The 24022-nt window shown below is 73.4% G+C and carries 19 protein-coding genes; 9 read left to right on the top strand and 10 right to left on the bottom strand.

Features of this window, described 5'->3' with window-relative positions; genetic code table 11:
* Nucleotides 1-204 precede the first annotated feature (204 nt).
* Nucleotides 205-1980 (bottom strand): serine/threonine-protein kinase, encoded by a 1776-nt coding sequence (locus FBY23_RS05435; RefSeq protein ID WP_260806567.1) that lies wholly within the window; start codon nucleotides 1978-1980, stop codon nucleotides 205-207.
* Nucleotides 1981-2139: 159 nt separating this feature from the next.
* Here FBY23_RS05435 and FBY23_RS05430 point away from each other — a divergent pair, with 159 nt between their 5' ends.
* Nucleotides 2140-3327, top strand: coding sequence for a glycoside hydrolase domain-containing protein (locus tag FBY23_RS05430; RefSeq protein ID WP_141797218.1), 1188 nt, complete (start codon nucleotides 2140-2142; stop codon nucleotides 3325-3327).
* 110 nt (nucleotides 3328-3437) lie between these two features.
* Here the strand turns inward: FBY23_RS05430 and FBY23_RS05425 are convergent, their stop codons facing one another.
* Nucleotides 3438-4979 carry a PucR family transcriptional regulator gene (locus tag FBY23_RS05425; RefSeq protein WP_141797217.1) on the bottom strand — a complete coding sequence of 514 codons (1542 nt, stop codon included), beginning with the start codon at nucleotides 4977-4979 and terminating at the stop codon, nucleotides 3438-3440.
* Between the two features lie 119 nt (nucleotides 4980-5098).
* On the opposite strand from FBY23_RS05425, the gene FBY23_RS05420 reads away from it, so the two are divergent.
* Together FBY23_RS05420 and codB are read left to right on the top strand one after the other, a co-directional pair.
* On the top strand, nucleotides 5099-5557 hold the full coding sequence (locus FBY23_RS05420; RefSeq protein WP_141797216.1) for a nucleoside deaminase: 459 nt from the start codon (nucleotides 5099-5101) through the stop codon (nucleotides 5555-5557).
* Nucleotides 5554-6858, top strand: coding sequence for a cytosine permease (codB, locus tag FBY23_RS05415; protein ID WP_141797215.1), 1305 nt, complete (start codon nucleotides 5554-5556; stop codon nucleotides 6856-6858). Before FBY23_RS05420 ends, codB begins: the two co-directional genes overlap by 4 nt.
* Before the next feature lie 92 nt (nucleotides 6859-6950).
* Here the strand turns inward: codB and purQ are convergent, their stop codons facing one another.
* The 3 genes from purQ to FBY23_RS05400 all read right to left on the bottom strand — a co-directional run bounded on the left by purQ (nucleotide 6951) and on the right by FBY23_RS05400 (nucleotide 8940).
* Entirely contained in the window at nucleotides 6951-7619 is a 669-nt protein-coding gene (gene purQ / locus FBY23_RS05410) for a phosphoribosylformylglycinamidine synthase subunit PurQ (RefSeq protein WP_141797214.1), read from the bottom strand.
* Nucleotides 7616-7861, bottom strand: coding sequence for a phosphoribosylformylglycinamidine synthase subunit PurS (purS, locus tag FBY23_RS05405; RefSeq protein ID WP_141797213.1), 246 nt, complete (start codon nucleotides 7859-7861; stop codon nucleotides 7616-7618). Before purS ends, purQ begins: the two co-directional genes overlap by 4 nt.
* A gap of 77 nt (nucleotides 7862-7938) precedes the next feature.
* Entirely contained in the window at nucleotides 7939-8940 is a 1002-nt protein-coding gene (locus FBY23_RS05400) for an AraC family transcriptional regulator (protein ID WP_260805769.1), read from the bottom strand.
* Nucleotides 8941-8984: 44 nt separating this feature from the next.
* On the opposite strand from FBY23_RS05400, the gene FBY23_RS05395 reads away from it, so the two are divergent.
* Genes FBY23_RS05395 through FBY23_RS05385 form a run of 3 tightly spaced genes read left to right on the top strand, consistent with a single transcriptional unit; the run spans nucleotide 8985 to nucleotide 12182 of the window.
* Nucleotides 8985-9239 carry a DUF4242 domain-containing protein gene (locus tag FBY23_RS05395; RefSeq protein ID WP_141797211.1) on the top strand — a complete coding sequence of 85 codons (255 nt, stop codon included), beginning with the start codon at nucleotides 8985-8987 and terminating at the stop codon, nucleotides 9237-9239.
* Between the two features lie 45 nt (nucleotides 9240-9284).
* Complete coding sequence (locus tag FBY23_RS05390; protein WP_141797210.1) at nucleotides 9285-9791, top strand: general stress protein; 507 nt, start codon at nucleotides 9285-9287, stop codon at nucleotides 9789-9791.
* A 42-nt stretch (nucleotides 9792-9833) separates the two neighbouring features.
* Nucleotides 9834-12182, top strand: coding sequence for a PQQ-binding-like beta-propeller repeat protein (locus FBY23_RS05385; RefSeq protein WP_141797209.1), 2349 nt, complete (start codon nucleotides 9834-9836; stop codon nucleotides 12180-12182).
* A 51-nt stretch (nucleotides 12183-12233) separates the two neighbouring features.
* Here FBY23_RS05385 and FBY23_RS05380 read toward each other — a convergent pair whose 3' ends face one another.
* The 4 genes from FBY23_RS05380 to FBY23_RS05365 form a co-directional block, all read right to left on the bottom strand.
* Nucleotides 12234-13808: a long-chain fatty acid--CoA ligase gene (locus FBY23_RS05380; protein WP_141797208.1), complete on the bottom strand. Its 1575-nt coding sequence runs from the start codon at nucleotides 13806-13808 to the stop codon at nucleotides 12234-12236.
* Nucleotides 13809-13915: 107 nt separating this feature from the next.
* A complete protein-coding gene (locus tag FBY23_RS05375; protein WP_141797207.1) occupies nucleotides 13916-14818 on the bottom strand; it encodes a phosphoribosylaminoimidazolesuccinocarboxamide synthase in 903 nt (300 codons plus the stop codon).
* Nucleotides 14819-14828: 10 nt separating this feature from the next.
* Nucleotides 14829-15899: a hypothetical protein gene (locus tag FBY23_RS05370; protein WP_141797206.1), complete on the bottom strand. Its 1071-nt coding sequence runs from the start codon at nucleotides 15897-15899 to the stop codon at nucleotides 14829-14831.
* Nucleotides 15896-16447, bottom strand: coding sequence for an RNA polymerase sigma factor (locus FBY23_RS05365; protein WP_141797205.1), 552 nt, complete (start codon nucleotides 16445-16447; stop codon nucleotides 15896-15898). The genes FBY23_RS05370 and FBY23_RS05365 overlap by 4 nt, the downstream gene beginning before the upstream one ends.
* 94 nt (nucleotides 16448-16541) lie before the next feature.
* On the opposite strand from FBY23_RS05365, the gene FBY23_RS05360 reads away from it, so the two are divergent.
* Together FBY23_RS05360 and FBY23_RS05355 are read left to right on the top strand one after the other, a co-directional pair.
* Entirely contained in the window at nucleotides 16542-16904 is a 363-nt protein-coding gene (locus FBY23_RS05360; RefSeq protein WP_141797204.1) for a hypothetical protein, read from the top strand.
* Between the two features lie 246 nt (nucleotides 16905-17150).
* A complete protein-coding gene (locus tag FBY23_RS05355; RefSeq protein ID WP_141797203.1) occupies nucleotides 17151-19709 on the top strand; it encodes a LuxR C-terminal-related transcriptional regulator in 2559 nt (852 codons plus the stop codon).
* Here the strand turns inward: FBY23_RS05355 and FBY23_RS05350 are convergent.
* Nucleotides 19666-21126, bottom strand: a complete 1461-nt coding sequence (locus FBY23_RS05350) for an MFS transporter (protein WP_141800872.1) — start codon at nucleotides 21124-21126, stop codon at nucleotides 19666-19668. The genes FBY23_RS05355 and FBY23_RS05350 overlap by 44 nt on opposite strands.
* Before the next feature lie 294 nt (nucleotides 21127-21420).
* On the opposite strand from FBY23_RS05350, the gene FBY23_RS05345 reads away from it, so the two are divergent.
* Entirely contained in the window at nucleotides 21421-23997 is a 2577-nt protein-coding gene (locus FBY23_RS05345; protein ID WP_141797202.1) for a LuxR C-terminal-related transcriptional regulator, read from the top strand.
* Nucleotides 23998-24022 lie beyond the last annotated feature (25 nt).

Genomic DNA, 24022 nt, shown 5'->3' with positions numbered 1-24022 from the left:
GCCCCAAGGGTATCCGTGACCGGGCCGATCACCTGCTTCGGCTCAGCCCCGACCCATCGGTGGGTGGCGTCGCGAGCGTCATCGCAGGGGTGCGATCGCAAGGCGCAGGTGCGAAGTAGTGCTCGTCCGCCCATCGAGCACCTGCAACGCAGCGAGCGCGCCGCTGCGGTGGCGCGCAGCAGCCAGCCACCGATGGGTCGGGGCTCAGCCCCGTGGGACGGCGGCGACCTCGTCACCGGGCCGCAGGTCGAGGCTGTCGAACACCCGCCGGGCGGCCTCCCGGGTGTCGGCATAGATGGTCACGGAGTACGGCGCGCCTTCGTCGGCGTACCAGACCGCGAGCTTGGTCTCCCAGGTCTCGCCCTCGGCCTTGGTCAGCTCGACCCACGCCGCGGTGAGGTCCTCACCCAGGTCGGTGACCGGGGTGAGGGTCTGACGGCGGTAGTTGGCGTCCATCGCGTCCCAGTCGGTCCACTGCGTGTAGTGCACCGACGAGGTCGCGTCGTGGCACCAGCGCGCGCGGACCCGGATCGGCTTCGGCTCGGCGACGACCTTGCAGACGGCGGCGCTCGGGAAGGCGGTGACGAGCGCATCGGGGACCGCACCGGCACGAGCGACGACCTCGTCGCCCGAGGGCAGGTCGATGGCGTCGAGCACGTCGAGCACCTCCTGCTCGCTGTCCGCGCAGACGGTGATCGAGTACGGCGCCGTGCGGTCGGCGTACCAGACGGCGAGCTTGCGCCGGCAGTGGTCGCGGTCGACCTCGGCCAGCTCCACCCAGGCTGCCTTCACGTCGGGACGGTAGGAGTGGTCCCGCTCGATCCGGTCCCGGTAGTTGGCGTCCATGGCGTCCCAGGTGCGCCACTGGGCGTAGTACACCGACGACGTGTCGTCGAGGCACCACCGCGCCTGCACCCGGGCCGACTTGGGATCGGGCACCACCCCGCAGTCGGCCGCCCGGGGGAAGGCGGCGAGCAGCGGGTCGTCCTCCGGCTCGGCGCCATCGGTCGACGGGTCGCTCGCGCGCGCCGGCGGGGCCGGGTCCGAGCCGTCGAGGGCCCAGACGATCGCGCCCGCGACCAGGGCGAGCGTCGCGACGAGGCCGATCAGACCGGCGAGGAGCGGGGTACGCCGCGACCGGCGCCCGGCCGGGAGCGGCGGCGGGGGCGGGGCGATCAGGGTGTGCTCGACGGGACCGAGCGGGACCGCGTCGAGCGCGGCGACCAGCTCGGCCGTCGTACCGAACCGGTCGGCGGGGTCCTTGGCCAGCGCGACGGTGAGCACCTCGTTGAGCGCCCGCGCCTCCCTCGAGGTGGCCGGCAGCTGCGGGATCGGGCCCTGGAGGTGACCGAGCAGGACCTGCCCGGTCATCCCCTCGTACGGCGCCCGCGCGGTCAGTGCCGCCCAGAGCAGGCAGCCGAGCGCGTAGATGTCGGAGGCGACGCTGGCGTCCGAGCCCTGGTGCCGCTCGGGTGCCATGTAGCCGGGCGTCCCCACCGCACCGGTGGTGGCGAGCTGCTCGAGGTCGGCGACCGCGGCGATGCCGAAGTCGCAGAGCACCGGCCGGATCCGCCCGTCGGGGAGCCGGGCGACGAGCACGTTGGACGGCTTGATGTCGCGGTGCAGGATCCCGACGTCGTGGGCCGCGCCGAGCCCGACGGCCAGGTCGCGGACCAGCGCGACGGCGTCGGCGGCCGGCAGCGCACCCCGCCCGCGCAGCAGCTGGTTGAGGTCGCCGCCGGCCACCAGCTCGGTCGCGATGAAGAGGGCGCCCTCCTCCTCGCCCGCGTCGAAGACCCGGACGACGTACGGCGAGTCCAGCCGCGCGAGGGCCTTCGCCTCACGCAGGAACCGCGCCCGGTATCCGGCGTCGTCGACGAGGTGCGGGGCGAGCACCTTGAGCGCGACGGGCCGGTCCAGGTCGCGGTGGACGGCGGCCAGCACGACGCCCATGCCGCCTCGTCCGAGGTGCCCGGTCACGTCGTACCGACCGAACGAATCACCCGGTTGCAGCGGCACTCCGCCACCGTAGACGAACTACAACTCTGTAGTTCATCCGAAGCCCTGTTACTCGTGTGAATCTTGTGGTTATCGTGACTCGGCCTTTACCTGCCGACCCCTCTTCCCCTGGAGTCCGAGATGCCTTCCCGGCCCGTTCGTCCGTCCCACCGCCGCTTCCACCTCCCCCTGCTGGGCACCGGTGCCGGCGTCCTGCTGGTCCTGCTCGCGCTGGTGCTCTCCCCGCTGAGTGGCACGCCCACGGCGAACAGCACCGACGCGCCGGTGGACCTGGCGGCGAAGTCCACGAACCCGCCGACGCCGGGCAACTTCACCGGCCTGGGCTTCGACCAGTGCGAGACCCAGTCGCAGGCCAAGATGGACACCTGGCTGGCGCACTCGCCGTTCCGGGCCGTCGGCGTCTACATCTCCGGGGCCTCGCGGTTCTGCCGCGAGCAGAAGAAGCTGACCCCGACCTGGGTGTCGACCCAGCTGGCCAAGGGCTGGCAGATCCTGGCGATCACGCTCGGCCCGCAGTCGAGCTGCGTCGGCCGGTTCCCGCGCTACGGCGCCACGATCGACCCGACGATCATCAACGACACGACGAACGGGTACGCCGCCGCGCGCGCCCAGGGCTCCGCGGAGGCCGACAGCGCCGTGGCCGCGGCGACCGCGCTGGGCATCGTGCCGGGCAGCACGCTCTGGTACGACCTCGAGGGCTGGAGCCTGAGCAAGGCCAACGCGGGGTGCACCGAGCCGGCGCTGGCCTTCCTCAGCGCCTGGACCACGCGGGTGCGCCAGCTCGGCTACCTCTCGGGCGTCTACTCCAGCGCCGGATCCGGCATCAAGATCCTCGACCAGGCCCGCGTCCAGGGCCGCGCGGACGTCGTCCTGCCCGACCGGATCTGGATCGCGCGCTGGGACGGCGTCGCGAACACCTCGACCAGCTACATCGCCGAGGACGGCTGGCGTCCCGGCGGCCGGGTGAAGCAGTACCAGGGCGGCCACAACGAGACCTGGGGCGGCGTGACGATCAACATCGACCGCAACTGGCTCGAGCTCGGCGCCACGACGGTGCCCGGCTACGGCTGCGGCGGCATCAAGGTGAGCCTGAAGACCTACAAGAAGGTCGCGCCGCGCAAGGCCAAGCCGCGCCAGGTCCGCGCCCTGAAGTGCCTGCTGCAGCAGAAGGGCCACTACCCGGGCAAGATGTCGAAGAAGTACAACAAGTTGTTGCGCGCCGGCATCCACGCCTGGCAGGGACAGGCCGGGCAGAAGGTCAAGGACAGCTGGACCAAGAAGAACTGGGCGTCGCTGCTCGGGAGCTGAGCCGCGCCGCTTGTAACTAAGTGTTACGTACCCGACCACCCGGGCGTTGTGGCTGCTACCCGGGCGCTGTTGCACCGGAATTCGGCGCGTAACACTTAGTTACAAGCCGATCAGCCGCCGAAGCCGACCTGCGGGTCGAGCCCGGTCCGCATCCGCCAGCCCAGGAGCGCGATCCCGAGGCCGGTGCGGTGGTCGGGCTCGTCGAGGGAGACGCCGAGCAGCCGCTCGATCCGGGACAGCCGGTCGTAGAGCGACTGCCGGCGGATCCCCAGCAGGTCTGCGGTCCGGGCCTTGGAGAGCGAGCAGGCGAGGTAGGCGTCGAGCGTGCGCAGCAGCTCGCTGCGGTGCTCGCGGTCGTGGTCGACGAGGGGCCCGATCTGCTCGCGGACGAACGCCCGCATCACCGCCGGGTCGACGGCCGAGGTGACCAGCCGGTGGGCGGCCACGTCGCGCTCCATCACGACACCGTCGCGCCGGCCGTAGCGCCGCGCGGTGCGCAGCACCTGCCGGGCGCGGCCGACGGCCGCGGCGAGGTCGCCGGCGTCGGCGACCGGCGTCGTCGCGGCGACCAGCACCCGGCCCGGGAGCCGGTCGGCCAGCCGCTCCCGCGCGGCCTCCAGCTCGTCGCGGACCTGGGCCGGCACCGGCCGCCGGCCGCCGCGGTGCACGACCACGACATGCCCGCCGCTGATGCCGACCAGCACCGCCGGGTCGCCCCGCTCCTCCTCGTGGAACACCGCCTCGGTGGCGGCCACCGCGTCCGTCAGCGGTACGGCGGCATCAACCTCGACCGCCGCCACGACCAGGTGGCGACCCTCCTGCGGCGGCCAGCCGAGCGCGGTCAGCCGGTGCAGCACGTCGGCCCGGGAGACCACCACGCCGGCGACCAGGTCGGAGACCAGCGACTGCGCGGGCCCGGGCCGGTGCCCGGCCCCGCTCCCCCGCCCCACCTCGAGCGCCACGGCGTGCGCCGCGACCTCGGCCAGCCGCAGCCGGTCCTGGCTCTCCTCGCCGAGCAGGCGCAGCACGCCGAGCGGGCCGGACGGCCCACGGACCGGGGTCGAGACGCCGGCCTCCTCCGACACCGACGCGATCCGACTCCGCTCGACGGTCTGGCCGTCGGGGTCGCGCAGCTCGACGCCGCAGCCCGCGAGCCGGGACACCTCGTCGAGCAGGGCACGCAGCCCGCGGCCCTCGATCACCACCTGGGTCAGCGCCCGCCAACCGGCGTCCCCGGCGTCCCCGCCCGAGGCGACCCGTCGTCGTACGAGCAGCTCGTGGAAGTCCTCGACCATCCGCTCGAACGGCACCATCGTCGGGAACGCCAGCAGCGCCAGGTCGCGCCGACGCGCGGCGGCCAGGATCGGCTCGGGCACCGTGAAGAAGGTCCGGCCCAGCTCCAGCGCGAGGGCCGCGACGCCCGCGTCGGCCAGCTGGTCGACGTACGACGCCAGGTGGTCGGCCGTGCGCCCGTGCAGGCCCAGCCCGGTGGTCAGCAGCACCTCGCCGCCCGCGAGCAGCGCCCCCATCTCGAAGACCTCCGAGGAGTGCACCCAGCGGACCTGGACCCGCTCGACGTCGCCGACGAGCACCTCGGTGTTGGCAGCCCGGAACGACGGCAGGGCCAGCACCTCGGCGAGAGTTGCCCCCATCAGGACGTTCCGTCCGCAGAATTGACGCTCACACCAGACAGTATGTCCCTTGTCGACCTCCGGTGCGCGTGGTGATGTGAGCCCCGACACACCGTCCCCACCCCGACGCGGAGGCACCCATGAGCACCGACGACGACCGCAGGTTCCTCGACCTGGCGATCGAGCAGGCCCGGATCGGCTGGGAGGAGGGCGGCATCCCCATCGGCGCCGCGCTCGTCCACGAGGGCGAGGTGCTCGCCGTCGGCCGCAACCGCCGGGTCCAGCTCGGCTCCGCGATCCGGCACGGCGAGACCGACTGCATCGAGAACGCCGGCCGGCTGCCCGCCAAGATCTACCGGGCGAGCACCCTGTACACCACGCTGTCCCCCTGCTTCATGTGCGCGGGCACCTCGGTGCTCTACGACATCCCGCGGATCGTGGTCGGCGAGAACAGGAGCTTCCAGGCCTCCGAGGAGTGGCTGCGCTCGCGCGGCGTCGTGGTCGACGTGCTCGACGACCCGACCTGCCTGGACCTGATGGCCACGATGATGCGGGAGAAGCCGGACCTGTGGGCCGAGGACATCGGGGAGGAGGCATGACCCTGTCCGACGACACGGTCCAGCCCGCCGCCGGGAGCACGCAGGCCGTCGTCGACCCCGACTACCCGGTCACCCCGGTCCCCGCCCACGCCCGCAAGTCGTTCCTCTCGCTCGCGGTGGTGCTGCTCGGGTTCACCGTGTTCACCCCGACCATGCTCGCCGGCGCCCAGCTCGGCTCGGCGTTCGCCCTCGGCGAGCTGGTCCGGGTGATCCTGCTCGGCTCGCTGGTCCTCGGCACCTACGTCGCACTGCTCGGCTGGATCGGCGCCAACACCGGCCTCACCACGGTCGTGATGGCCCGCTACGTGCTCGGGCACCGCGGCAGCAAGCTCGGCTCGATCCTGCTCGGCGGCACCCAGATCGGCTGGTACGGCGTCGTCATCGGCACCATCGGCGACCTCACCGCGCAGGCGTTCTCCTGGGAGTCCGACCTCGCCAAGGCCGCGGTGATGATCGTGACCAGCGTGCTCATGTGCCTGACCGCCTGCTACGGCTACCGCGGCATGTACTGGGTCTCGGCCATCTCCACCCCACTCATCCTGATCCTCGCCTTCTGGGTGCTCTTCCGCTCCCTCGACGAGGTCGGCGGCTGGTCCGGGCTGGCCGACGTCCAGCCCAACGGCTCGATGACCATGGCCGTCGCGATCACCACGGTGGTCGGCACCTTCGTCTCGGCGGGCACCCAGGCACCCAACTGGACCCGGTTCGCCCGCAGCGGCAGCCAGGCGCTGGTCGCCTGCGTGATCGGCTTCCTGATCGGCAACGGCCTGATGATCTTCTTCGGGGCGACCGGCGCGATGACCTTCGGCCAGGGCGACTTCGTGCTCGTGCTCTACGACCTCGGCCTGGTCACCTGGGGCCTGGTGCTGCTGTTCGGCAACCTGTGGAAGTCGAACGCGGACACGGCGTACGCCTTCGGGGTCGCGGGAGCCGAGCTGTTCGAGAAGCCCAAGAAGACGCCGTTCGTGATCGGCGGCTCGGTGATCGGCACCGTGCTCGCGCTGGCCGGCGTGCAGAACCACCTGGTCGACTACCTGGTCCTGCTCGGCGTCTTCATCCCGCCGCTCGGCGGCGTGGTGATCGGCGACTACCTCGCCCGCTGGCGCCGCGGCGGGATGCCCGAGGGCGAGCGCCTGCCCGCCCTCAACGTCCCCAACCTCGCGGTCTACGCACTCGCCAGTGGCATCGCGTGGATCGCCAAGGAGACCGAGTTCGGCGTGCCACCTGTCATCGGCGTCGTGCTGGCCGCGTGCGGCTCGTACGCCGTCGGGCGCGCCGGGCTCAACCGCCGGCTCAGCTGAGTCGGCACCGCACCCCATACGAATTGGTCGCGAAACTCCTGAATCCGCAGCCAGAACGTATGGGGTGCGGAACACAGCCGCCCGAGGACGGGTCAGGCGAAGGCGGTCTCGACGAGCGAGGTGAAGAAGCCGAGCCCGTCGAGGCCGCTGCCGGTGAGCTTCTCGACCGCGTGCTCGGGGTGGGGCATCAGGCCCACGACATTGCCGCGCGCGTTGGTGACGCCGGCGATGTCGTCGAGGGAGCCGTTGGGGTTGACCTCGAGGTAGCGCGCCACGACCTGGCCCTCGCCCTCGATCCGGGCGAGGGTCTCGGCGTCGGCGACGAAGCCGCCCTCGCCGTTCTTGAGCACGATCCGGATCTCCTGGCCCTGCTCGTAGGCCGAGGTCCAGGCGGTGCGGTTGTTCTCGATGCGGAGCAGCTGGTCGCGGCACACGAACTTGCGGTGGTCGTTGCGGATCAGCGCGCCGGGCAGCAGGTGGGACTCGCAGAGGATCTGGAAGCCGTTGCAGATGCCGAGCACCGGCATGCCGGCGGCGGCCGCCTCGACGACCTTGCCCATCGCCGGGGCGAACCGGGAGATGGCGCCGCAGCGCAGGTAGTCGCCGTACGAGAAGCCACCCGGGAGGATGACCGCGTCGACGCCCTTGAGGTCAGCGTCCCCGTGCCAGAGGGCAACGGCCTCGTTGCCGCCGATCCGGACCGCGCGCTGCGCGTCGACGTCGTCGAGGGAGCCCGGGAAGGTGACGACGCCGATCCTCACTGCTCGACGCTCACGGTGTAGTTCTCGATGACCGGGTTCGAGAGCAGCGTCTCCGCCATCTTCTCGACCTCGGCGAGCACGGCGTCGGTGACGTCGCCCTCGAGCTCGATCTCGAACCGCTTGCCCTGGCGGACGTCGGTGACGCCGGCGAAGCCCAGCCGGGGCAGTGCGCCCTGGACGGCCTTCCCCTGGGGGTCGAGGATCTCGGGCTTCGGCATGACAGCAACGACGACTCGGGCCACGGCCCGCAGTCTAGTGCCGCCGGGCGCTGGGACCGATTCGCGGTCGCCGTCGCGGACACGGCCGGCCGGCCGCCCGATCAGCCGCGGCGCCACACGCTCGGCGCGACGCCGTGCTTGCGCTTGAAGGCGCGGCTGAAGGCCTCCTCCGACTCGTAGCCGACCCGTCGGGCGATCACGGCGACGCCGAGGTGGGTGGTGGCCAGCAGGTCCTGGGCGACGTGCATCCGCCAGGTCGTCAGATAGCGGATCGGGGGCATCCCGAGGACGCTGCGGAAGCGGTCGTCGAGCAGAGACGCGGAGACCCGGCAGGCGCTGGCGAGCTCGCGGACCGTCCAGTGCTCCTCCGGGGCCCGGTGGATCGCCGCCACCGCCGGGGCGACCACCGGGTCGCGCAGCGCCCGCACGAAGCCTCGGTCGGCGGCCGGCGCGCTCGCGAGGTGCAACCGGAGCACCTCGAGCAGGAGCAGCCGGACCAGCTCGCGGGGCGTCTCGGCGTGGCCCGGGTCGACCAGGCCGGTGCGCTGGAGCGCGTAGTCGACGCTGGCCCGGACCCACTGGGCGGCAGCCCCCTCGAGGCGTACGACGAGCACAGGAGGCAGCGCCCGCAGCGCCGGGTCGAACAGCGGGTCCTCGCAGGTGATGTAGCCGCACACGATGTGCGTGAGCTCGCCGCCCTCGCCGTGCTCGATGAACGGCATCCGGGTCCACGGCGGCTGCGGCACCAGGCCGCCGACCTCGACCACGACCGCGTCCCGGGTGCCGCCCATCCGGTGGCGGTCGCCGTACGGCAGCACGATGACGTCGCCGGCCTCGGCCCAGTGCCGCTCGTCGCCGACCTCGATCCAGCAGCGCCCGGCGTCGACCAGGTGGAAGGGGACGATCCGGCGCGCCTCGGGGGCCAGGAGGGCGCCCAGGTCGGCGTTGGGGACCGACCGGAACGCCCAGGCCTCGGTGTAGTGCGCGCGCAGGAAGATCGCGCCGCCGACCTGCAGGCCGTCCAGGGCGGTCCCGAGTGCGTCCGTGGGTTCTTGGTCAGGTAGTTCGGGGGCACGGTCATGGTCCACGGGCGACCGAGCCACGAGCCTGATTGTGGCAGACATCCACCGAGCGAAGGAACGAGACGATGGCACTCTTCATGGACGTGCACGACACCCTGCCCGACGGCGCCACCGCGGCCGATGTCGCGGGTGCCCACGCCGAGGACCTGCGGGTGCAGGCCCAGTACGGCGTGGAGTACAAGAGCTACTGGGTCGACGAGACGGCCGGCAAGGTCTTCTGCCTCGTCGAGGCCCCCGACGCGGAGACCGCCGCCCGGGTGCACCGCGAGGCCCACGGCCTGCTCGCCGACCACATCTACGAGGTCACCGAGGGCAGGTGAGCCTGGAATCACCAGGCCGAGCCGCGCGCCGGGCAGACTGGGGCCATGAGCAACCCCACTCCCGGCGCGTTCTCGCGCTCCCTGCTGGCGCTCGAGTTCCCCCAGTCGCTGGCCGTGTACGACGACTACGCGACCGCGCAGCGCACCGTCGACTTCCTCTCCGACGAGGGATTCCCCGTGCAGAACTGCATGATCGTCGGCACCGACCTCAAGCAGGTCGAGCGGATCACCGGCCGGCTCACCAGCGGCCGCGTGGCCGCCGGCGGTGCGATGAGCGGACTGTGGTTCGGGCTGTTCGTCGGCGTCCTGTTCAGCTTCTTCGGCACGGGCGACACGTGGGCGATCATCTTGTCCACGACGCTGATGGGCATCGCGTTCGGCGTCATCTTCGCCCTGGCCGGGTACGCCGTGACCCGCGGCCAGCGTGACTTCTCCTCGGTCAGCTCCGTGGTCGCCACCCGCTACGAGGTGCTGGTCGAGCACAAGGTGGCCGCGCAGGCCCGCGAGCTGCTCGCCAAGCTGCCGGGGGCGCTGCCGAACCCGTTCGCCTGAGCCGCGGGTTCGGCCCGCGGCCGCCGGGGTAGGAGGCGTCCCATGCTCCGGGCCCCTCGTCGTACCGCCGCGTCCGTCGCCGCCGTCCTGCTGGCCCTGACGGCGGCCGCCTGCGACACGGCCGACGAGCCGGCCGGCAGGTCCGGCGGTAGTGCCGGTCCCCGGCCCGCCGAGCTCAGCGTCGACTGGACCCGACCCGTCAGCGCGCTCAACGCCCGCGTGACGCCGACGGCCGACGGGTACGTCGTGGCCGGCTCCGGGGTGACCGCACTCGGCAAGGACGGATCGGTCCGCTGGACTCAGGACGTGGACGCCAAGTGCGCGGCGAGTGAGCCCAACGCGGCCGGCGACGTCGCCGTCACCCACGGCAGGAAGTGCCAGACGGTGTCCCTCGTCGACGGGGTCACCGGCGAGCTGCGCTGGACGGTCCGGATCCCGCTGGTGTCGAAGCGGTACGACAGCGGCGGGATGGCGCTGGGGCTCGGGGAGCGGGCGCTCACCCTGGTCCAGTTCTGCGGCCAGGTCACGCGGCTCGCGGTCGCGGACGGGAGCCGGCTCGGCGTCATCGCGCCGCACGACCGCAAGTGCGCGAACGAGGCGGACTCCGACGGCCGCACGCTCGCGGTCTGGCACGACCCGGTCGACGCGAGCACGCCCGACGACCACGGCACCGGCTGGATCCCGCAGACCGACGGCGAGGGCGCCTTCGCCCTCTACGACGTCGACTCCGGCAAGCAGCTGTGGCACCGGGCGGCCGGGCGCCGTGGCGGGGACCTGCGGCCGGGTGCGGTGGTCAGCTCCGACCCCCTCGTCCTCGCCCTCACCGAGCGCGGCCACACCACGCTGCGGCGGTTCACCCGGGACGACCCCACCCCCGGTGTGGCGATCGGCCGGCAGCTCGACGCGTACGCGGGCAGTGCGTTCACCGCGCTCGGCGTGGCCGGCGACGTGCTCGTCGGCAGTACGACGTCCCCCGGCGACGTCCGGTCCGGAGCGCGGCTGTACGCCTTCGACCTGGCGACCGGCGAGCAGCTGTGGAGCAGGCAGGTCCAGGAGCCGGGCACGAACCTGCTCGTCCGGACCGTGGCCGGCGTGGACGCCGACGGCGTCGTGGTCGCCACGTCCGACGCGCAGCGCCGGTCCGGCGACGACGAGGGCCGGACCTGGCTGCACCGCTGGGACCTGCGCACCGGTGAGGACAGCGGCGTGATGGGCGTCGTCCCGCAGCCGTCGTCCGCCCTCGCCCTCGACGGCGACGCCGTGCTGCTCGGCACCGCCGACGAGATCCGCCGGGTCACCCTGCCGGACGCCGATCCCGAGGTGACCGCGCCCCAGGCCGAGCCGGCCTGGCAGGACGGCGATGTCCGCGATGTCGCAGACTGCCTCGCAGTCAGCGACCGGTCCCTCCACCTGCTCGCGCTCGACGCGAGCCGCGACCTCCCGGCCCCGATCGACTGCCACTGGTCGGAGACCGCCGAGCCGTCGTACTCCAGCCGGGACCTGTGGGTCGACGTGACCGTCGCCCGGCCCACGCCCGCCGCCGGAGACCAGGAGGCGCGGACCGCGACCGAGGCCGCCGAGGAGGTCGTCCGGCAGCTGGTCGCCGAGGCGCCGGGGCGCACCGGCAACCGGGTCGAGCTCGAGCTCGCCCCGGCCCGGCCGGTCGACGGCCTGGGCGACGAGGCATGGGCCGTCTCGGCGGCCGACCTCAGCGGGTCGATCGGCGCCGACACGGCCGGCTACCTCGTGGTGCGGGTGCGCAACGTGGTGGTCGTGGCGCAGTACGCCGGCGGCTTCGACGTCGGCTACCGACACGCCGCACCGCCGCCCTTGGGACAGGTGGAGGACGGGCTGCTGCTGGTCGCGCGAGAAGCGCTGGCGTCGTACGGGCTCGACCTCGGCGCCGACCCGGCCCGGCCGGCGGACGGCGACCGTGCCGCCGCACCGGACGTGTGCGCACTGCTCGACCGCGACGCGCGGGGTGCGGGACTCCTCGAGAAGACCGTCATCACGCGCAGCGGCGTGAACCCGCGGGTCTCCTCCTGCGCCTGGACCGAGGCCGGCGACGAGGCCGACGACCTCACCGCGCACGCGTACGCCGTCGACGGCTCGCGCTTCTCCGGCGCCGACGCCACGGCGACCGCCGCGGCGATCCACGCCGCGAGCGTGTACGACGCCCGTCGGGTGAGGGGCCTCGGCGACCGTGCCGACCTGCTGGCCAGCGACGCGACCGTGGCCGAGGACGGCTACGCCAACAGCCGGCGCGAGCTGTGGCTGCGCAAGGGCAACCTGCTCGTCAACATCGACTACAGCCGCTGGGGGGCGGGGCTGGGCCGGAGCACCGAGGACACGGTGCTCCGGCTCGCCCGTAAGGTGCTGCGGGCTGGCTAGGGCGGGGCTAGGGCGGGGCTAGGGCGGGGCTAGGGCGGGGCTAGGGCGGGGCTAGGACAGCTCGCGCTTGAGGATCTTGCCGGTGGCGGTCATCGGCAGGCTCTCGACGACCTCGACGATGCGCGGGTACTTGTAGGCCGCCATCTGCTCCTTGCCCCAGGTCACGATCTCCTCAGGCGTGGCGCTGGCGCCCGGCTTGAGGATGACGAACGCCTTGATCTCCTCGCCGTGGCTCTCGTGCGGGACACCGATCACGGCGGCCAGGGAGACGGCCGGGTGGGTGAGGAGGACCTCCTCGATCTCGCGCGGGTACACGTTGAAGCCGCCGCGGATGATCATGTCCTTGGAACGGTCGACGATGTAGTACCAGCCGTCGGCGTCCTTGCGGCCGAGGTCGCCGGAGCGGAACCAGCCGTCCTCGCTGATCGCCTCGGCGGTGGCATCGGGCCGCTTGTAGTAGCCCTTCATGATGTTGTGGCCCTTGATGGCGATCTCCCCAACAGCAGAGGTGCCGTCGGGGTCCTTGCCTGCATCGATTTCGTCCCAGGACTCCGGCTCCAGCAGCTTCATCTCGACGCCGGGGATCGGCGTACCGATGGAGCCGACCCGGACCGGCGAGCCGAGCCGCGAGAAGCTCGCGACGGGCGAGGTCTCGGAGAGGCCGTAGCCCTCGAGGATGACCACGCCGAAGCGCTCCTCGAACTGGTGGTGCACCTCGACCGGGAGGGCCGCGCCACCGGCGACCGCGACCCGCAGGTTCTCGGCGAGGGCCTTGACGTCGACGGTCTCGTCGAGGGCGTTGAGCAGGCCCCAGTACATCGTCGGGACGCCGGCGAAGAAGGAGACCTTCTCCTTGAGCATCAGCGCGATCGCCGGCGCCGCCTCGAAGCGCGGCAGCATCACGACCGTGCCGCCGAAGGCGAAGGCGCCGTTCTGGATGACGGTCTGGCCGAACGAGTGGAACAGTGGCAGCACGCACAAGAAGGTGTCGGGGTTGGCCGGGTCGGCGCCGAACAGGTCCTTGCCGGCGAGCGCGTTGTCGCGCATGTTGCGGTGCCGCAGCTCGGCGCCCTTGGGCTGGCCGGTGGTGCCGGAGGTGTAGAGGATCACGGCGGTGTCGTCGTCGGAGACGTCGACGGTGTCGAACGTCGGCGGCTGGCCGGCGAGGGCCTGGCCGAAGGTCTCGGTGCCCTCGATCGGCGAGGGGGCCGTCGGGTCGGCGGTGATGACGAAGAAGTGCTCGCAGCCGTCGGCGGCCTGGAAGCCGGCGTACCCCTCCTCGCCGATGGCCAGGTCGGGGGTGCCCTGGAAGGCGAAGTAGGCCTTCGCGTCGGAGTCGCCCAGGTGGTAGGCGACCTCGCGGCCCTTGAGCAGCACGTTGAGCGGTACGACGCTCGCGCCGGCCTTGAGGATGCCGTAGTAGATGATCGTGAAGTAGGGCAGGTTCGGGCAGCTCAGCGCCACCTTGTCGCCCGGCTTGATGCCCCGCGAGACGAGGAGGTTGGCGACCTGGTTGGCGGCGCCGTTGACCTGGGGGTACGACAGCCGGGTGTCCCCGAAGACGATGGCCGTGCGGTCGGGATAGGACTGGGCGCTGTTCTCGAGGAACTCGGCGAGGTTCGTCATGCGGCACAACCTACTTGCCGGTCGTGACGGCGGTCACTGGTCGCGGGACCAATCCGTCCGGAACGGGCTTGTGCCCGGGACCAACCTGCCCGGGCGGGCGGGTCGGGTCAGAACCTCTCGCCGGTCAGCCGCTCGTAGGCCTCGATGTAGCGGCTGCGGGTGCGCTCGACGACCTCGGCGGGCAGCGGCGGCGGCGCCTCGCCGGACGCCTTGTCCCAGCCGCTCTCGGGCGAGAGGGCCCAGTTGCGCACGATCTGCTTGTCGTACGACGCCTGCGCGCGGCCGGGCTGCCAGTCGTCGGCCGGCCAGTACCGCGACGAGTCGGGGGTGAGCACCTCGTCGGCGAGCACGATGGTGCCCTCGCCGCCCGGCGCGACGCCGAACTCGAACTTGGTGTCGGCGAGGATGATGCCCTGCTCGCGGGCGATCTCCTCGGCGCGGCCGTAGACCCGCAGGGTCAGCTCGCGCAGCGCCTCGGCCGCCTCGGCGCCGACGGTGGCGGCCACGGCGTCGTACGAGACGTTCTCGTCGTGGTCGCCGAGCTCGGCCTTCGTGGCCGGGGTGAAGATCGGCTCGGGCAGGCGACTGCCGTCCTCGAGGCCGGCGGGCAGGGCGATGCCGCAGACCTCGCCGGTGGCGCGGTAGTCGAGCAGGCCGGAGCCGGTGAGGTAGCCGCGCGCGACGCACTCGACGGGGAACATGTCGAGCCGCTCGCAGATCACCGCCCGGCCGCGGACGGCGTCGGGGACGTCGGTCGAGACGACGTGGTTGGGGACCAGCGGGGCGAGCTGGTCGAACCACCACGACGACATCCGGGTGAGGATCTCGCCCTTGTCGGGGATCGTCGTCTCCAGCACGAAGTCGAAGATCGAGAGCCGGTCGCTGGCGACCATCAGCAGCTTGCCGGCGTACGGGCCCTCGGTGAGCTCGTAGAGGTCGCGGACCTTCCCGGAGTGCAGGTGGCGGGTGCCGGGGAGCGCCGGCGCGGGCGGGATGTTCGCGAGCGTCACGCGCCACAGACTACGGCGCCGGGACCCCGTCGATCGCGGGGCCACCCGCACTCCCGCCGCCCGGGCACCCGATCCCGTCGAAGCGGCCGTCGAGCAGCTCCTGGTCGCGCGCCGTCGGGGCACCGGCGACCACGATGTCGGCGTACTGCCAGATCGCGTCGGACCAGCCGCCCTCGTCGGCGATGTCGTCGAGGGCGGGCCAGTCGTGCGCGGTGGCCAGCGCCTGCTGCGCCTGCTCGACGGCCGCGGCCCGGTGATCCGAGCGGGCACTCTCGAACCAGTCGATCCACGCGCAAGTGACCGCCGCGGTGACGTCGGCGACGACCTCGTAGTGGGTCAGACCGGTGCTGAGGATGTCGGCCCGGCTCAACGTCGAGGGCAGCGGGATGCCGGTCAACGCCTCGTCGATCGCGGCGGCCCGCTCGTCGTCGAGGATCGCCTCGTCGGGCAGGTGCTGCTGGAGCCGGTCGTGCCCGACCAGCTCGAGCTGCGCGAGGACCGCGCGGAAGGCGGTCTCGTCCATGCCGGAGCCACGGACCTCGAGCGAGAACCTGCCCTCGACGGGGCGGATGACGGTGTGGTCGCGCTTGCCGTAGGCCCACATCAACGAGCGCTTGCCGAGCAGGTCGACGTCGACCGGGGTGCCGATGTCGTTGCGGTCGACGACGTAGGCGTCGTAGAGCTTCGCGGGGCGCCACATGATCTCGAGGGTGCTGTCGTCCGTGGCGTGCTCGTAGTCGAGCTCGCCCCCGCTCTTCGGGTCGTCGGTGACATAGGTGACCGACCAGCCGGGAGCGGTGAGGACGGCGAGCTCTCCGGGGCCGGCGCCCGGCCCGTCGGCGAGGGGTACCGGCGCAGTGGCCTGCGGATCGCGCTGCAGGCCCAGCCATGCGACGCCACCGACCACGGCCAGGACGGCAGCCGCGGCGGCGAGGACGGGCAGGACACGGCGATGGCGGCCTACGGGCGCGGGCTCGGTGGTCTCGACAGGGGCGAGGGACATGATCTCCTCCAGCAGCTCGGCACGACCCTCGCGGATGGGTAGGCCGGCGACGCCGGCGTCGGTGATCGGGCTGTTCATCGGGGGCCCTCCTTCCGGATCGTGGTGGCGGGTTCTGCAGGGAGATGTCCGGGGGCCGGCGGATCGTTGCCGAGCAGCTCGCGAAGACGCGAGCGGGCCCGCGACAGCCGGGGCCGTACGACGGTCGCCGGGACGCCGAGCACGTCGGCGATCTCGCGCGGCTCGAGGCCCTCCCACAGGTGCAGCTGGAGTACCTCCTCGTCGCGGGCGCTGAGCCGCTTCATCGCGGCGGTGACGTCGGCGCGGTGGACCACCTCGTCGGCGAGGTCGGCCACGGCATGGGCGAGCTGGCGGCGCAGCCGGTCGCCGAGCGCAGCCCGGCGGCCCTCACCGCGGCGGTGGTTGGCGAGGGTGCGGCGGGCGACGCCGTACAGCCAGGGGCGGGCGGCGTCGCCCTGCGGCACGTGGGCCACCCGCCGCCATGCGACCAGGAAGGTGTCGGCCGTGACGTCGGCGGCGTCCTCCGGCCGGTCGGTGCGGCGCAGGGCGAAGCCGAGCACGGCGTCGAAGTGCGCGTCGTACAGGCGGCGGAAGTCGTCCTCTCCCATACTCCTCTCCTGTCCGGCAGCAGGACGATCGTTGCACCGATGGAAACTCGGGGGTCCTGCTCCGCGCCGGAACCGCGGATGGCAGAGTGTCGCCATGACGGAGTCCGCGCAGCCGCTCATCGACAGCTCGTCCTTCGCCCCCGGCCAGGTGATCTGGGAGGACGAGGTCTGGATCCTCGCCCGCCACGACGCCGGTGCCCGGCTCGGCCTGACCCTGCACCACCGCGAGCCCGAGGCCCTCGGCCAGCTCTCCGACGACCACGCCTCGCAGCTCGGCCGGATCGGCAACCGCCTGATCCGGATCATCGAGCACCTTCCCGAGGCCGGGAAGGTCGGCCTGGCGCGTACGTCGGGCGACCATGTCCAGCTGGCCTTCGAGGCCGAGGGTGTGCCCGAGGCCCGCCTGCACGACATCGCGGTGAAGCTCGCCAACTGGGGCGGCGACGCCCGCGCTTGAGCCTCGATCCGTGGATGGCTCGCCTACTGCGCGGCACCAGCGCGGCACGCTGGCAGCGTTGCGGACGCTCGATGGGCGGACAAGCACGACTTCGCGCCCGCGCCTTGCCATCGCACCCCTCTGGTGCCGCTCGCTACGGCGCCCATCCACGGATCAAGGCTGAGGCGCATCTCGAGCCAGGCTCACCAAAACCGTCACCGACCCGGCGTCCCGACACTAGGGTTCCTCCGAAAGGGGGAGACGCCGATGACGGGACCCGTCCTCCTCGCGCGTCCCCGGCTGCACGAGCGGCTGGACCAGGAGGACCCGCGGATCGTCGTCCTCTCGGCGCCCAGCGGGTCGGGGAAGACCAGCCTGGTGCGGTGCTGGGTCGCGACCCGCGACCCCGGCACTGTCGTCTGGGTCACCCTCGACACCGACCACGTACGCCGCGCCACCTTCTGGCAGCTGGTGCTGACCACCGCCGGCCGGCTGGGCGTGCTGCCGTCCGACGAGGCCGCCGGCCTGGTCGGGGACGTCGAGCGGACCGGTGACCTGGCCGAGCTCGTCGCCGGCGCGCTGACCGGACGCGGTCCCCTCGTCCTGGTCGTCGACGCCCACGAGCGGCTGCGCGACGACACCGGTCCCGTCGACGCGGACCTGCAGCGCCTGGTCCGGCTGGTGCCCGGGCTCCGGGTGGTCGTCACGACCCGCACCGGCGCCGGGCTCGGCAACCCCGGCCGCACCCTGCGCGGCGACGTCGAGCTGCTGACCGCGAACGACCTCGCGTTCACCTCCGGGGAGACCCGCGAGCTGCTCGCGGCCTTCGGCGAGCCCGGGCTCGCCGAGCAGGCCGGCGAGCTGCACGCCGCGACCGGAGGCTTCCCGCTGGCCGTGCGCGCCGGCATGCTCTCGCTGGCACGGACCGGCACGGACCCCGACACCCCGGACTGGCAGTCGCTGGTCGCGGAGGACCTGCGCGTCCAGCTCGGCGACGGAGCGGCGTACGAGCTGGTCCTGGCGACCTGCCTGCCGCCGTACTTCGACGCCGACCTCGCCGTCGAGCTGACCGGCTCGGCCGACGTCAAGGGCGTGCTGGCCGAGCTCGAGTGGAACGGATTCGGCCGCTGGATCCCGTTCGCGCCGGGCCGCCAGGTGTTCCAGTACGTCGAGTCGCTGCGCAGCGCCATGCTCGCCGACGCCGCCCGCCGGCCCGCCGCCCAGCAGGCCCGCGCCGCGCGGGTCACCGCCACCTGGCTGCGCCGGCACGGCCTCTTCGAGGCGGCCTTCGAGGTCGCCGTCGCCGCCCGTCAGTACGACGTCGTCGGGCGGGTCTACGCGGACCTGGTCGTCAGCAACCCCGAGACGATCACCACCAGCCGCTTCGACCGGCAGCTCGCGACGGTGCCCCGGCGGGCGCTGACCCAGTACCCGGCGCTGGCGCTCGGCCGCGGCCTGGCCTGCCACCGCGACCCCGCGCTGCACGGCGCGGCCGCGGAGTACTTCCGGATCCCGGCCTCCTGGGTCGGTCCCCCGCCGCCCGACATGACGCCGGGCGAGGTGCTCATGGTGCACACCGCCAAGGTCGCCAGCCTGCGGGTGCTGGGCCGTTTCGACGACTCGGGCCGTGCCGCGCAGCACGCACTGGCCCACTTCGACACCATCCCCGACGGGGAGCAGCACCACGTCGCCGACCTCGGCGCCGCGACGCTGCGCCACCTCGCCTACTCCTTGTTCCAGGACGCTCAGGTCGACGCCGCGCGCAGCGCGGTGAATCGGGCGATCACGATGAGCACCCGACCCGAGTCGCTCAACCACACGGCGGTCTACGCGGTCGGCCTCGACGCGCTCGACGGTCGCTGCGCCGAGGCTCGTTCGGCCCAGCAGCACGTCGACCCCGCGGCCTGGCGCCCCGGGCAGACGCACACCTACGTCAACGCGCTGGGCCGGATCGGTCAGGCCTGCCTGCTCCTCGACGACTTCGAGCTGACCGCATCCGTCGCGGAGTACGACGACTGCCCGTTCGCCGTGGCCTCCGAGTTCTGGCCCTTCGTCACGTGGACGCTGATGCATGCCCGGCTCGGCCTGGGCCATGCCGCCACCGAGGCGCACCGGGTCGAGGCGGCGCTGGACCGCACCCCGGCGCCGCCGGGCTCCGCGGACAGCCTGGGCGCCGCCGCGGTCCGTGCTGCCCTGGCCGTGCTGTGGCTGGCCGGCGGCAACCGCACCAAGGCCGGCCCGCTGCTCCGCACCCGCACGAGGTACGCCGGACAGCTGGCTCCCGCGCAGCTGCTGGCCCGGCTGCTGGCGGGTGAGGCGGCCGATGCGGTCGCCGTGCTCCCCCGTCTGGAGAGCCGGCCGGGCCACACGACCCGGTCCCGCGCCGCGCTGCTCACCCTGGGCGCGGCCGCCGCGCTGCGCTGCGAGCGTCCCGACACGGCGGCGGCCCTGCTGGACCGGGTCCTCGCGATGGTCGGGCCGACCGGCGCCCGGGCCCACCTCATGTACCTCCCGGCGCCCGACCTCGCCGCACTGCGCGGGCTGGCCCAGACGCAGGGCGACGTGGCGCTGAGCGGCTACCTCGGTGGAGCGGTCCCCGACTGCATGGCCGGCAGCACCGTCAGCATCTCGCTCACCCCGCAGGAGCGGCTCGTCGTCGCGGCCTTCGCGCACCACCCGACCCGCGCGGCCGTCGCGACGGCCCTGCACGTCTCGGAGAACACGGTGAAGACCCACCTGCAGCGGATCTACCGCAAGCTCGGCGTCAACTCCCGCGACGGGGTCATCGAGAAGGCGATCGAGCTGGACCTGCTGGCTCGAGGTTGAGCGCCGAGCTCGCCGCTGCCCGGGCCGTGACGCCCAGCACCACCGCAGCCACCAGGCCGGAGGCCGCGCAGATCGACCAGACCGCGTAGTAGCCGCCGAGGCTGCCTCCGTCGACCCGGATCGCCCCGGAGCCGGCGAGGCAGATCGCGAACACCGACGACGCGATGCCGCCGCCGACGGTCTTCGCGGCGTTGGTGAGCCCGGTGGCCGAGCCGACCCGGCCCGGCGGGGCGACGGCCGCCGCCGCGGCCGGGATCGCGGCGACCAGGCCTCCGGTGCCGAGCCCGATCACGGCCATCACTCCCCAGGCGGCGCCGGGGCTGGCGTGGAAGGGCAGCCACGCGGCGTACCCGGCGGCGTACACGACACAGCCGAGCGCCATCGCGCCCCGGGCCCCGAGGCGTCGGCTCACCGGGCCGAGGGTCAGCGCGCCGATCGCCAGGCAGGCCACGTAGAACGCGATCCGGACCGAGCCCTGGGCCGCGGTCAGGCCGAAGCCGTAGCCGTGCACGTCCGGGTCGCTGCGGAAGTACGTCGAGAGCGGGACCTGCGCGCCGAGCAGGGACATCCCCACCAGGAAGGCCGTGGCCTGGACGCTCCACTGCGCCGGCTCCCGGAGCAGCCGGACGTCGATCATCGGGTCGGGGTGGCGTGCCTCGTAGCGCCACCAGGGCACGAGCAGGACCACGCCGATCGCGACGAGGAGCCAGGCGGGGAGCGAGGTGGGGCCGTCGAGCCGGATCGCGACCAGGCCGCCGAGCACGGAGAGCACGGCGAGCGCCATCAGGCCCAGGCCGCCCCAGTCGAACCGGCCGCCCGGCAGCCCGGGGATCTCCTCGAGCAGCGCGAGCAGCGGCAGGCAGAGCGTGACGACGACCGCCGGCAGCACCAGCATCGTGGTCAGGGAGACCCGGTCGGCGAGCTGGCCGGCGAGCACGGCGGCGACGATGACCGAGAGCTCGAGGGTCGCGACCAGGATCGCCGCGGCCCGCCGGGTGAGCCGGCCCTGGTCGGGCCGGCCGGCCGTGCGCCGGTGCATGACGGCGACCTCGATGGGCAGCCAGACGACGTAGGTGCCCTGCAGGGTCCAGGCGACCAGCATCGCCGGGAAGCTGGGTGCGAACGCGATGCCCCAGGTCGCGAGCGCCGTCACCGCGGTCGCGACCAGCAGCACCCGCCGGTGACCGACCAGGTCGCCCAGCCGGGCCAGCGGCGGCACGACCAGCGCCGAGAACACCAGCTGGGCGGCCTCGAGCCAGTTGAGGTCGGCGTACCGGACGTCGAGGTCGTGGGCGATGTCCACCATCACCGGTCCGTAGTAGCCCTGGATCACGCCGCTGGCGACCTCGACGGCGGCCAGCAGCGCGATCACCGCGAGGAGCGGGTGACTCGACGGGCGACATCCGCGACGGAGCATTGTCACGCGGGCAATGGTGGGGGTTCGCTGGACCCGCCGGCGCACGGGGTCCGTACCGCGGACGACCGGGGGCCGGCAGGGCCGGCGTCGCGGGTGGGGCGACGACGCCGGTGAAACCGGTACGGCCCGGACGGACCATATCCCCCCAGGTCCGTCCGGGTCCCACCTCCTGAGTCCTCCTCCTGAGTCCCCCTCCTGAGTCCTCCTCCTGCGCCCTCCTCCTGCGCCGTCGGCCCGCCTGCGGGATGATGGGAACCGGCGTCGTCAGCCGTCGACTCGGGTCGAGGAGGAGCCATGACCGGTGGTGGTCCCGTGCTCCTCGCGCGCGCTCGCCTGCACACCCTCCTCGACGAGCCGGAGCCGCGGCTGAGCGTGCTCGCGGCGCCGAGCGGCTTCGGCAAGACCAGCCTGGCCCGGGCCTGGGTCGAGACCCTCACCGGCACCGACGTCGTGTGGGTGACCCTCGAGAACGAGCTCACGTCGCGCTCGGCGTTCTGGCAGACGGTGCTGGCCGGCGCCGGACGGGTCGGGGTGACGGGCCCTACGATGCCCGCCCCGGCCCTGCAGGCCGAGATCGAGTCCAGCGCCGACCCGGGCGCCGTGATCGCCCGCGGCCTGCGGGCCAGTGCCCGTCCCCTCCTCGTCGTCGACGCCTACGAGAAGGTCCGCTCCGCGGCTGCCCAGGTGGAGGCCGACCTGCTGCAGCTGCTCCGGCTGGTCCCGCAGCTGCGAGTGGTCGTCACGACCCGGACCTCCGGCGGCCTCGCCAGCCCCGCCCGCACCCTGCGCGGCGAGGTGCGGCTGCTGACCGAGGACGACCTCGCGTTCACCCTCGCCGAGACCCGCGACCTGCTCGCCGCGTTCGGCGCTCCCGGGTCCGACGACGGCGCCGCGCGGCTCCACGAGGCGACCCACGGCTACCCGCTCGCGCTGCGGGCGGCGATGCTCACGCGCGAGCCGGCCCGGCCGGTCGTCGGTCGCCGCGAGCCCGGCTGGCAGGCACTGGTCGCCGAGGACCTGCGCGGACAGCTCGAGGGCGGCGCGGCCTACGCCTTCGTGCTCGCGACCAGCGTGCCGCCGTACCTCGACGCCGACCTCGCCCTGGAGCTGTCCGACGCGGTGTCCGGCCCGGCGGAGGTCAAGGAGATGCTCGACGACCTCGAGTGGAACGGCTTCGGCCGCTGGATCCCCTTCGCGCCCGGCCACCAGGTGTTCCAGTACGTCGAGTCGCTGCGCGAGGCGATGCTCGCCGAGGCGCGGCAGCGGCCCCCGGCCGAGCAGGCGCGGGCCGCCGAGCGCAGCGCGACCTGGCTCTACCGCCACGGCAGCCACGAGGCCGCCCTCGAGATGGCGGTGGGTGCGGGGCTGTTCAGCATCGCCGCGCGGGTCTACGCCGCCGCCGTCGCGACGACCCAGGACGCCCATTCCGCCAGCCTCGTCGACCGGCACCTGGCCGCCGTACCGAGCCGGGCGCTCACCCAGTTCCCCGCCCTCGCCTTCGGCCGTGGGTTGGCCTGCTTCCGCGACCCGGCCTTGCGCGGCGCCGCCGCCGACTACTTCGCGATCTCGGCGCGCTGGGACGGTCCGCGCTTCCCCGACCCGACGCCGGGCGAGTACCTGCTGGGGTACGTCGCGAAGGTCGTCAGCCTCCGCCTCCTCGGCCGCATCGAGGAGTCCGGTCGGGCGGCCGCGGAGGCCCTCGCCTTCTTCCGCCGGGTGAGCGAGGAGGAGCCCGAGCGACTCGCCGTCCTCGGCCCGATGGCGCTGCGCCACCTCGCCTACTCCCAGTTCCTGGCCGGCGACCCCGAGGGCGCGCGGGACACCACCTCCCGTGCGGTGGCGATGGCGACGGCGCCGACAGTCCGCAACCACACGGCGGTGTACGCCGTCGGCCTGCCCGCGTTCGAGGGCCGGGCACAGCAGGCCCGGGCCGCTCGCAGCCTGGTCGACGCCGAGGCGTGGCGGTCCGGCGAGGACCGGTCCTGGGCCAACGCCCTGGGTCGGATCGGCGAGGCGGTGCTGCTGCTCGACGCCTTCGACTTCGCGGGCGCCGCGGGCTCCTACGACGACTGCGCCTTCCGCGACACCACCGAGTTCTGGCCACTGATGACCTGGACGCTGCTGCACGCCCACGTCGGCCTGGGGTCGGCCGCGGCCGAGGCCCGGCGGGTGGAGGAGCAGCTGCGGCGGACGCCGGTGCCGCCGGTGATGCGCGACAGCGTCGCCGCGGCCGCCGTCCGCGCCGCCCTGGCGACGGCCTGGCTCGCCGCCGGCAACCACACCCGGGCGACCGGCGTGCTCCATGCCCCGACGCGGTACGCCGGCCAGCTGGCACCCGCCACCGCCCTCGCCAGCCTCTGCGCGGGCGACGCCGACGCGGTCCTGGCGGCGCTGCCCACCCTGGAGACCCACCCCGGCCACACCACCCGGTCCCGTGCCGCGCTGCTCACCGTCGGCGCCGCCGCGGCCGCCCGCACCGGACAGGAGGAGGCCGCCGCGGCCCTGCTGCAGCGGGTGCTCGCCCAGGTCGGGGTCGACGGCGCCCGGCTGCACCTGGCCCACCTGCCCGCCGAGGACCTGGCCGGGCTGCGGCGTACCGCCGACGAGCGGGGCACCGACGACGTGCGCGCCCATCTCGCCGGCTCCGTGCCCGCGTGCGTCGTCGCCGCGCCGACCGTCCTCGCCCTCACCCGGCAGGAGCGCACCGTGCTGGCCGCCCTCGCCCAGCACGCCACCCGCAGCGACCTGGCCGCCGCGCTGCACCTGTCGGAGAACACCGTGAAGACCCACCTGCAGCGGATCTACCGCAAGCTCGGCGCGCGCTCGCGCAGGGCGGTCATCGAGCGGGCGATCGAGCTCGACCTGCTGTAGCCACGCCGCCGATTGGGTGACATTC

The organism is Nocardioides sp. SLBN-35 (assembly GCF_006715725.1).
Taxonomy (GTDB): domain Bacteria; phylum Actinomycetota; class Actinomycetes; order Propionibacteriales; family Nocardioidaceae; genus Nocardioides.
This window is presented reverse-complemented; position numbering and strand designations above follow the sequence as displayed.

Bases quoted from the DNA above. Each gene is read 5' to 3' on its own strand.
- FBY23_RS05430 (WP_141797218.1), top strand. From the start codon at position 2,140: ATGCCTTCCCGGCCCGTTCGTCCGTCCCACCGCCGCTTCCACCTCCCC.
- FBY23_RS05425 (WP_141797217.1), bottom strand. From the start codon at position 4,979: ATGGGGGCAACTCTCGCCGAGGTGCTGGCCCTGCCGTCGTTCCGGGCT.
- FBY23_RS05420 (WP_141797216.1), top strand. From the start codon at position 5,099: ATGAGCACCGACGACGACCGCAGGTTCCTCGACCTGGCGATCGAGCAG.
- codB (WP_141797215.1), top strand. From the start codon at position 5,554: ATGACCCTGTCCGACGACACGGTCCAGCCCGCCGCCGGGAGCACGCAG.
- FBY23_RS05395 (WP_141797211.1), top strand. From the start codon at position 8,985: ATGGCACTCTTCATGGACGTGCACGACACCCTGCCCGACGGCGCCACC.
- FBY23_RS05390 (WP_141797210.1), top strand. From the start codon at position 9,285: ATGAGCAACCCCACTCCCGGCGCGTTCTCGCGCTCCCTGCTGGCGCTC.
- FBY23_RS05385 (WP_141797209.1), top strand. From the start codon at position 9,834: ATGCTCCGGGCCCCTCGTCGTACCGCCGCGTCCGTCGCCGCCGTCCTG.
- FBY23_RS05380 (WP_141797208.1), bottom strand. From the start codon at position 13,808: ATGACGAACCTCGCCGAGTTCCTCGAGAACAGCGCCCAGTCCTATCCC.
- FBY23_RS05370 (WP_141797206.1), bottom strand. From the start codon at position 15,899: ATGAACAGCCCGATCACCGACGCCGGCGTCGCCGGCCTACCCATCCGC.
- FBY23_RS05365 (WP_141797205.1), bottom strand. From the start codon at position 16,447: ATGGGAGAGGACGACTTCCGCCGCCTGTACGACGCGCACTTCGACGCC.
- FBY23_RS05360 (WP_141797204.1), top strand. From the start codon at position 16,542: ATGACGGAGTCCGCGCAGCCGCTCATCGACAGCTCGTCCTTCGCCCCC.
- FBY23_RS05355 (WP_141797203.1), top strand. From the start codon at position 17,151: ATGACGGGACCCGTCCTCCTCGCGCGTCCCCGGCTGCACGAGCGGCTG.
- FBY23_RS05350 (WP_141800872.1), bottom strand. From the start codon at position 21,126: ATGCTCCGTCGCGGATGTCGCCCGTCGAGTCACCCGCTCCTCGCGGTG.
- FBY23_RS05345 (WP_141797202.1), top strand. From the start codon at position 21,421: ATGACCGGTGGTGGTCCCGTGCTCCTCGCGCGCGCTCGCCTGCACACC.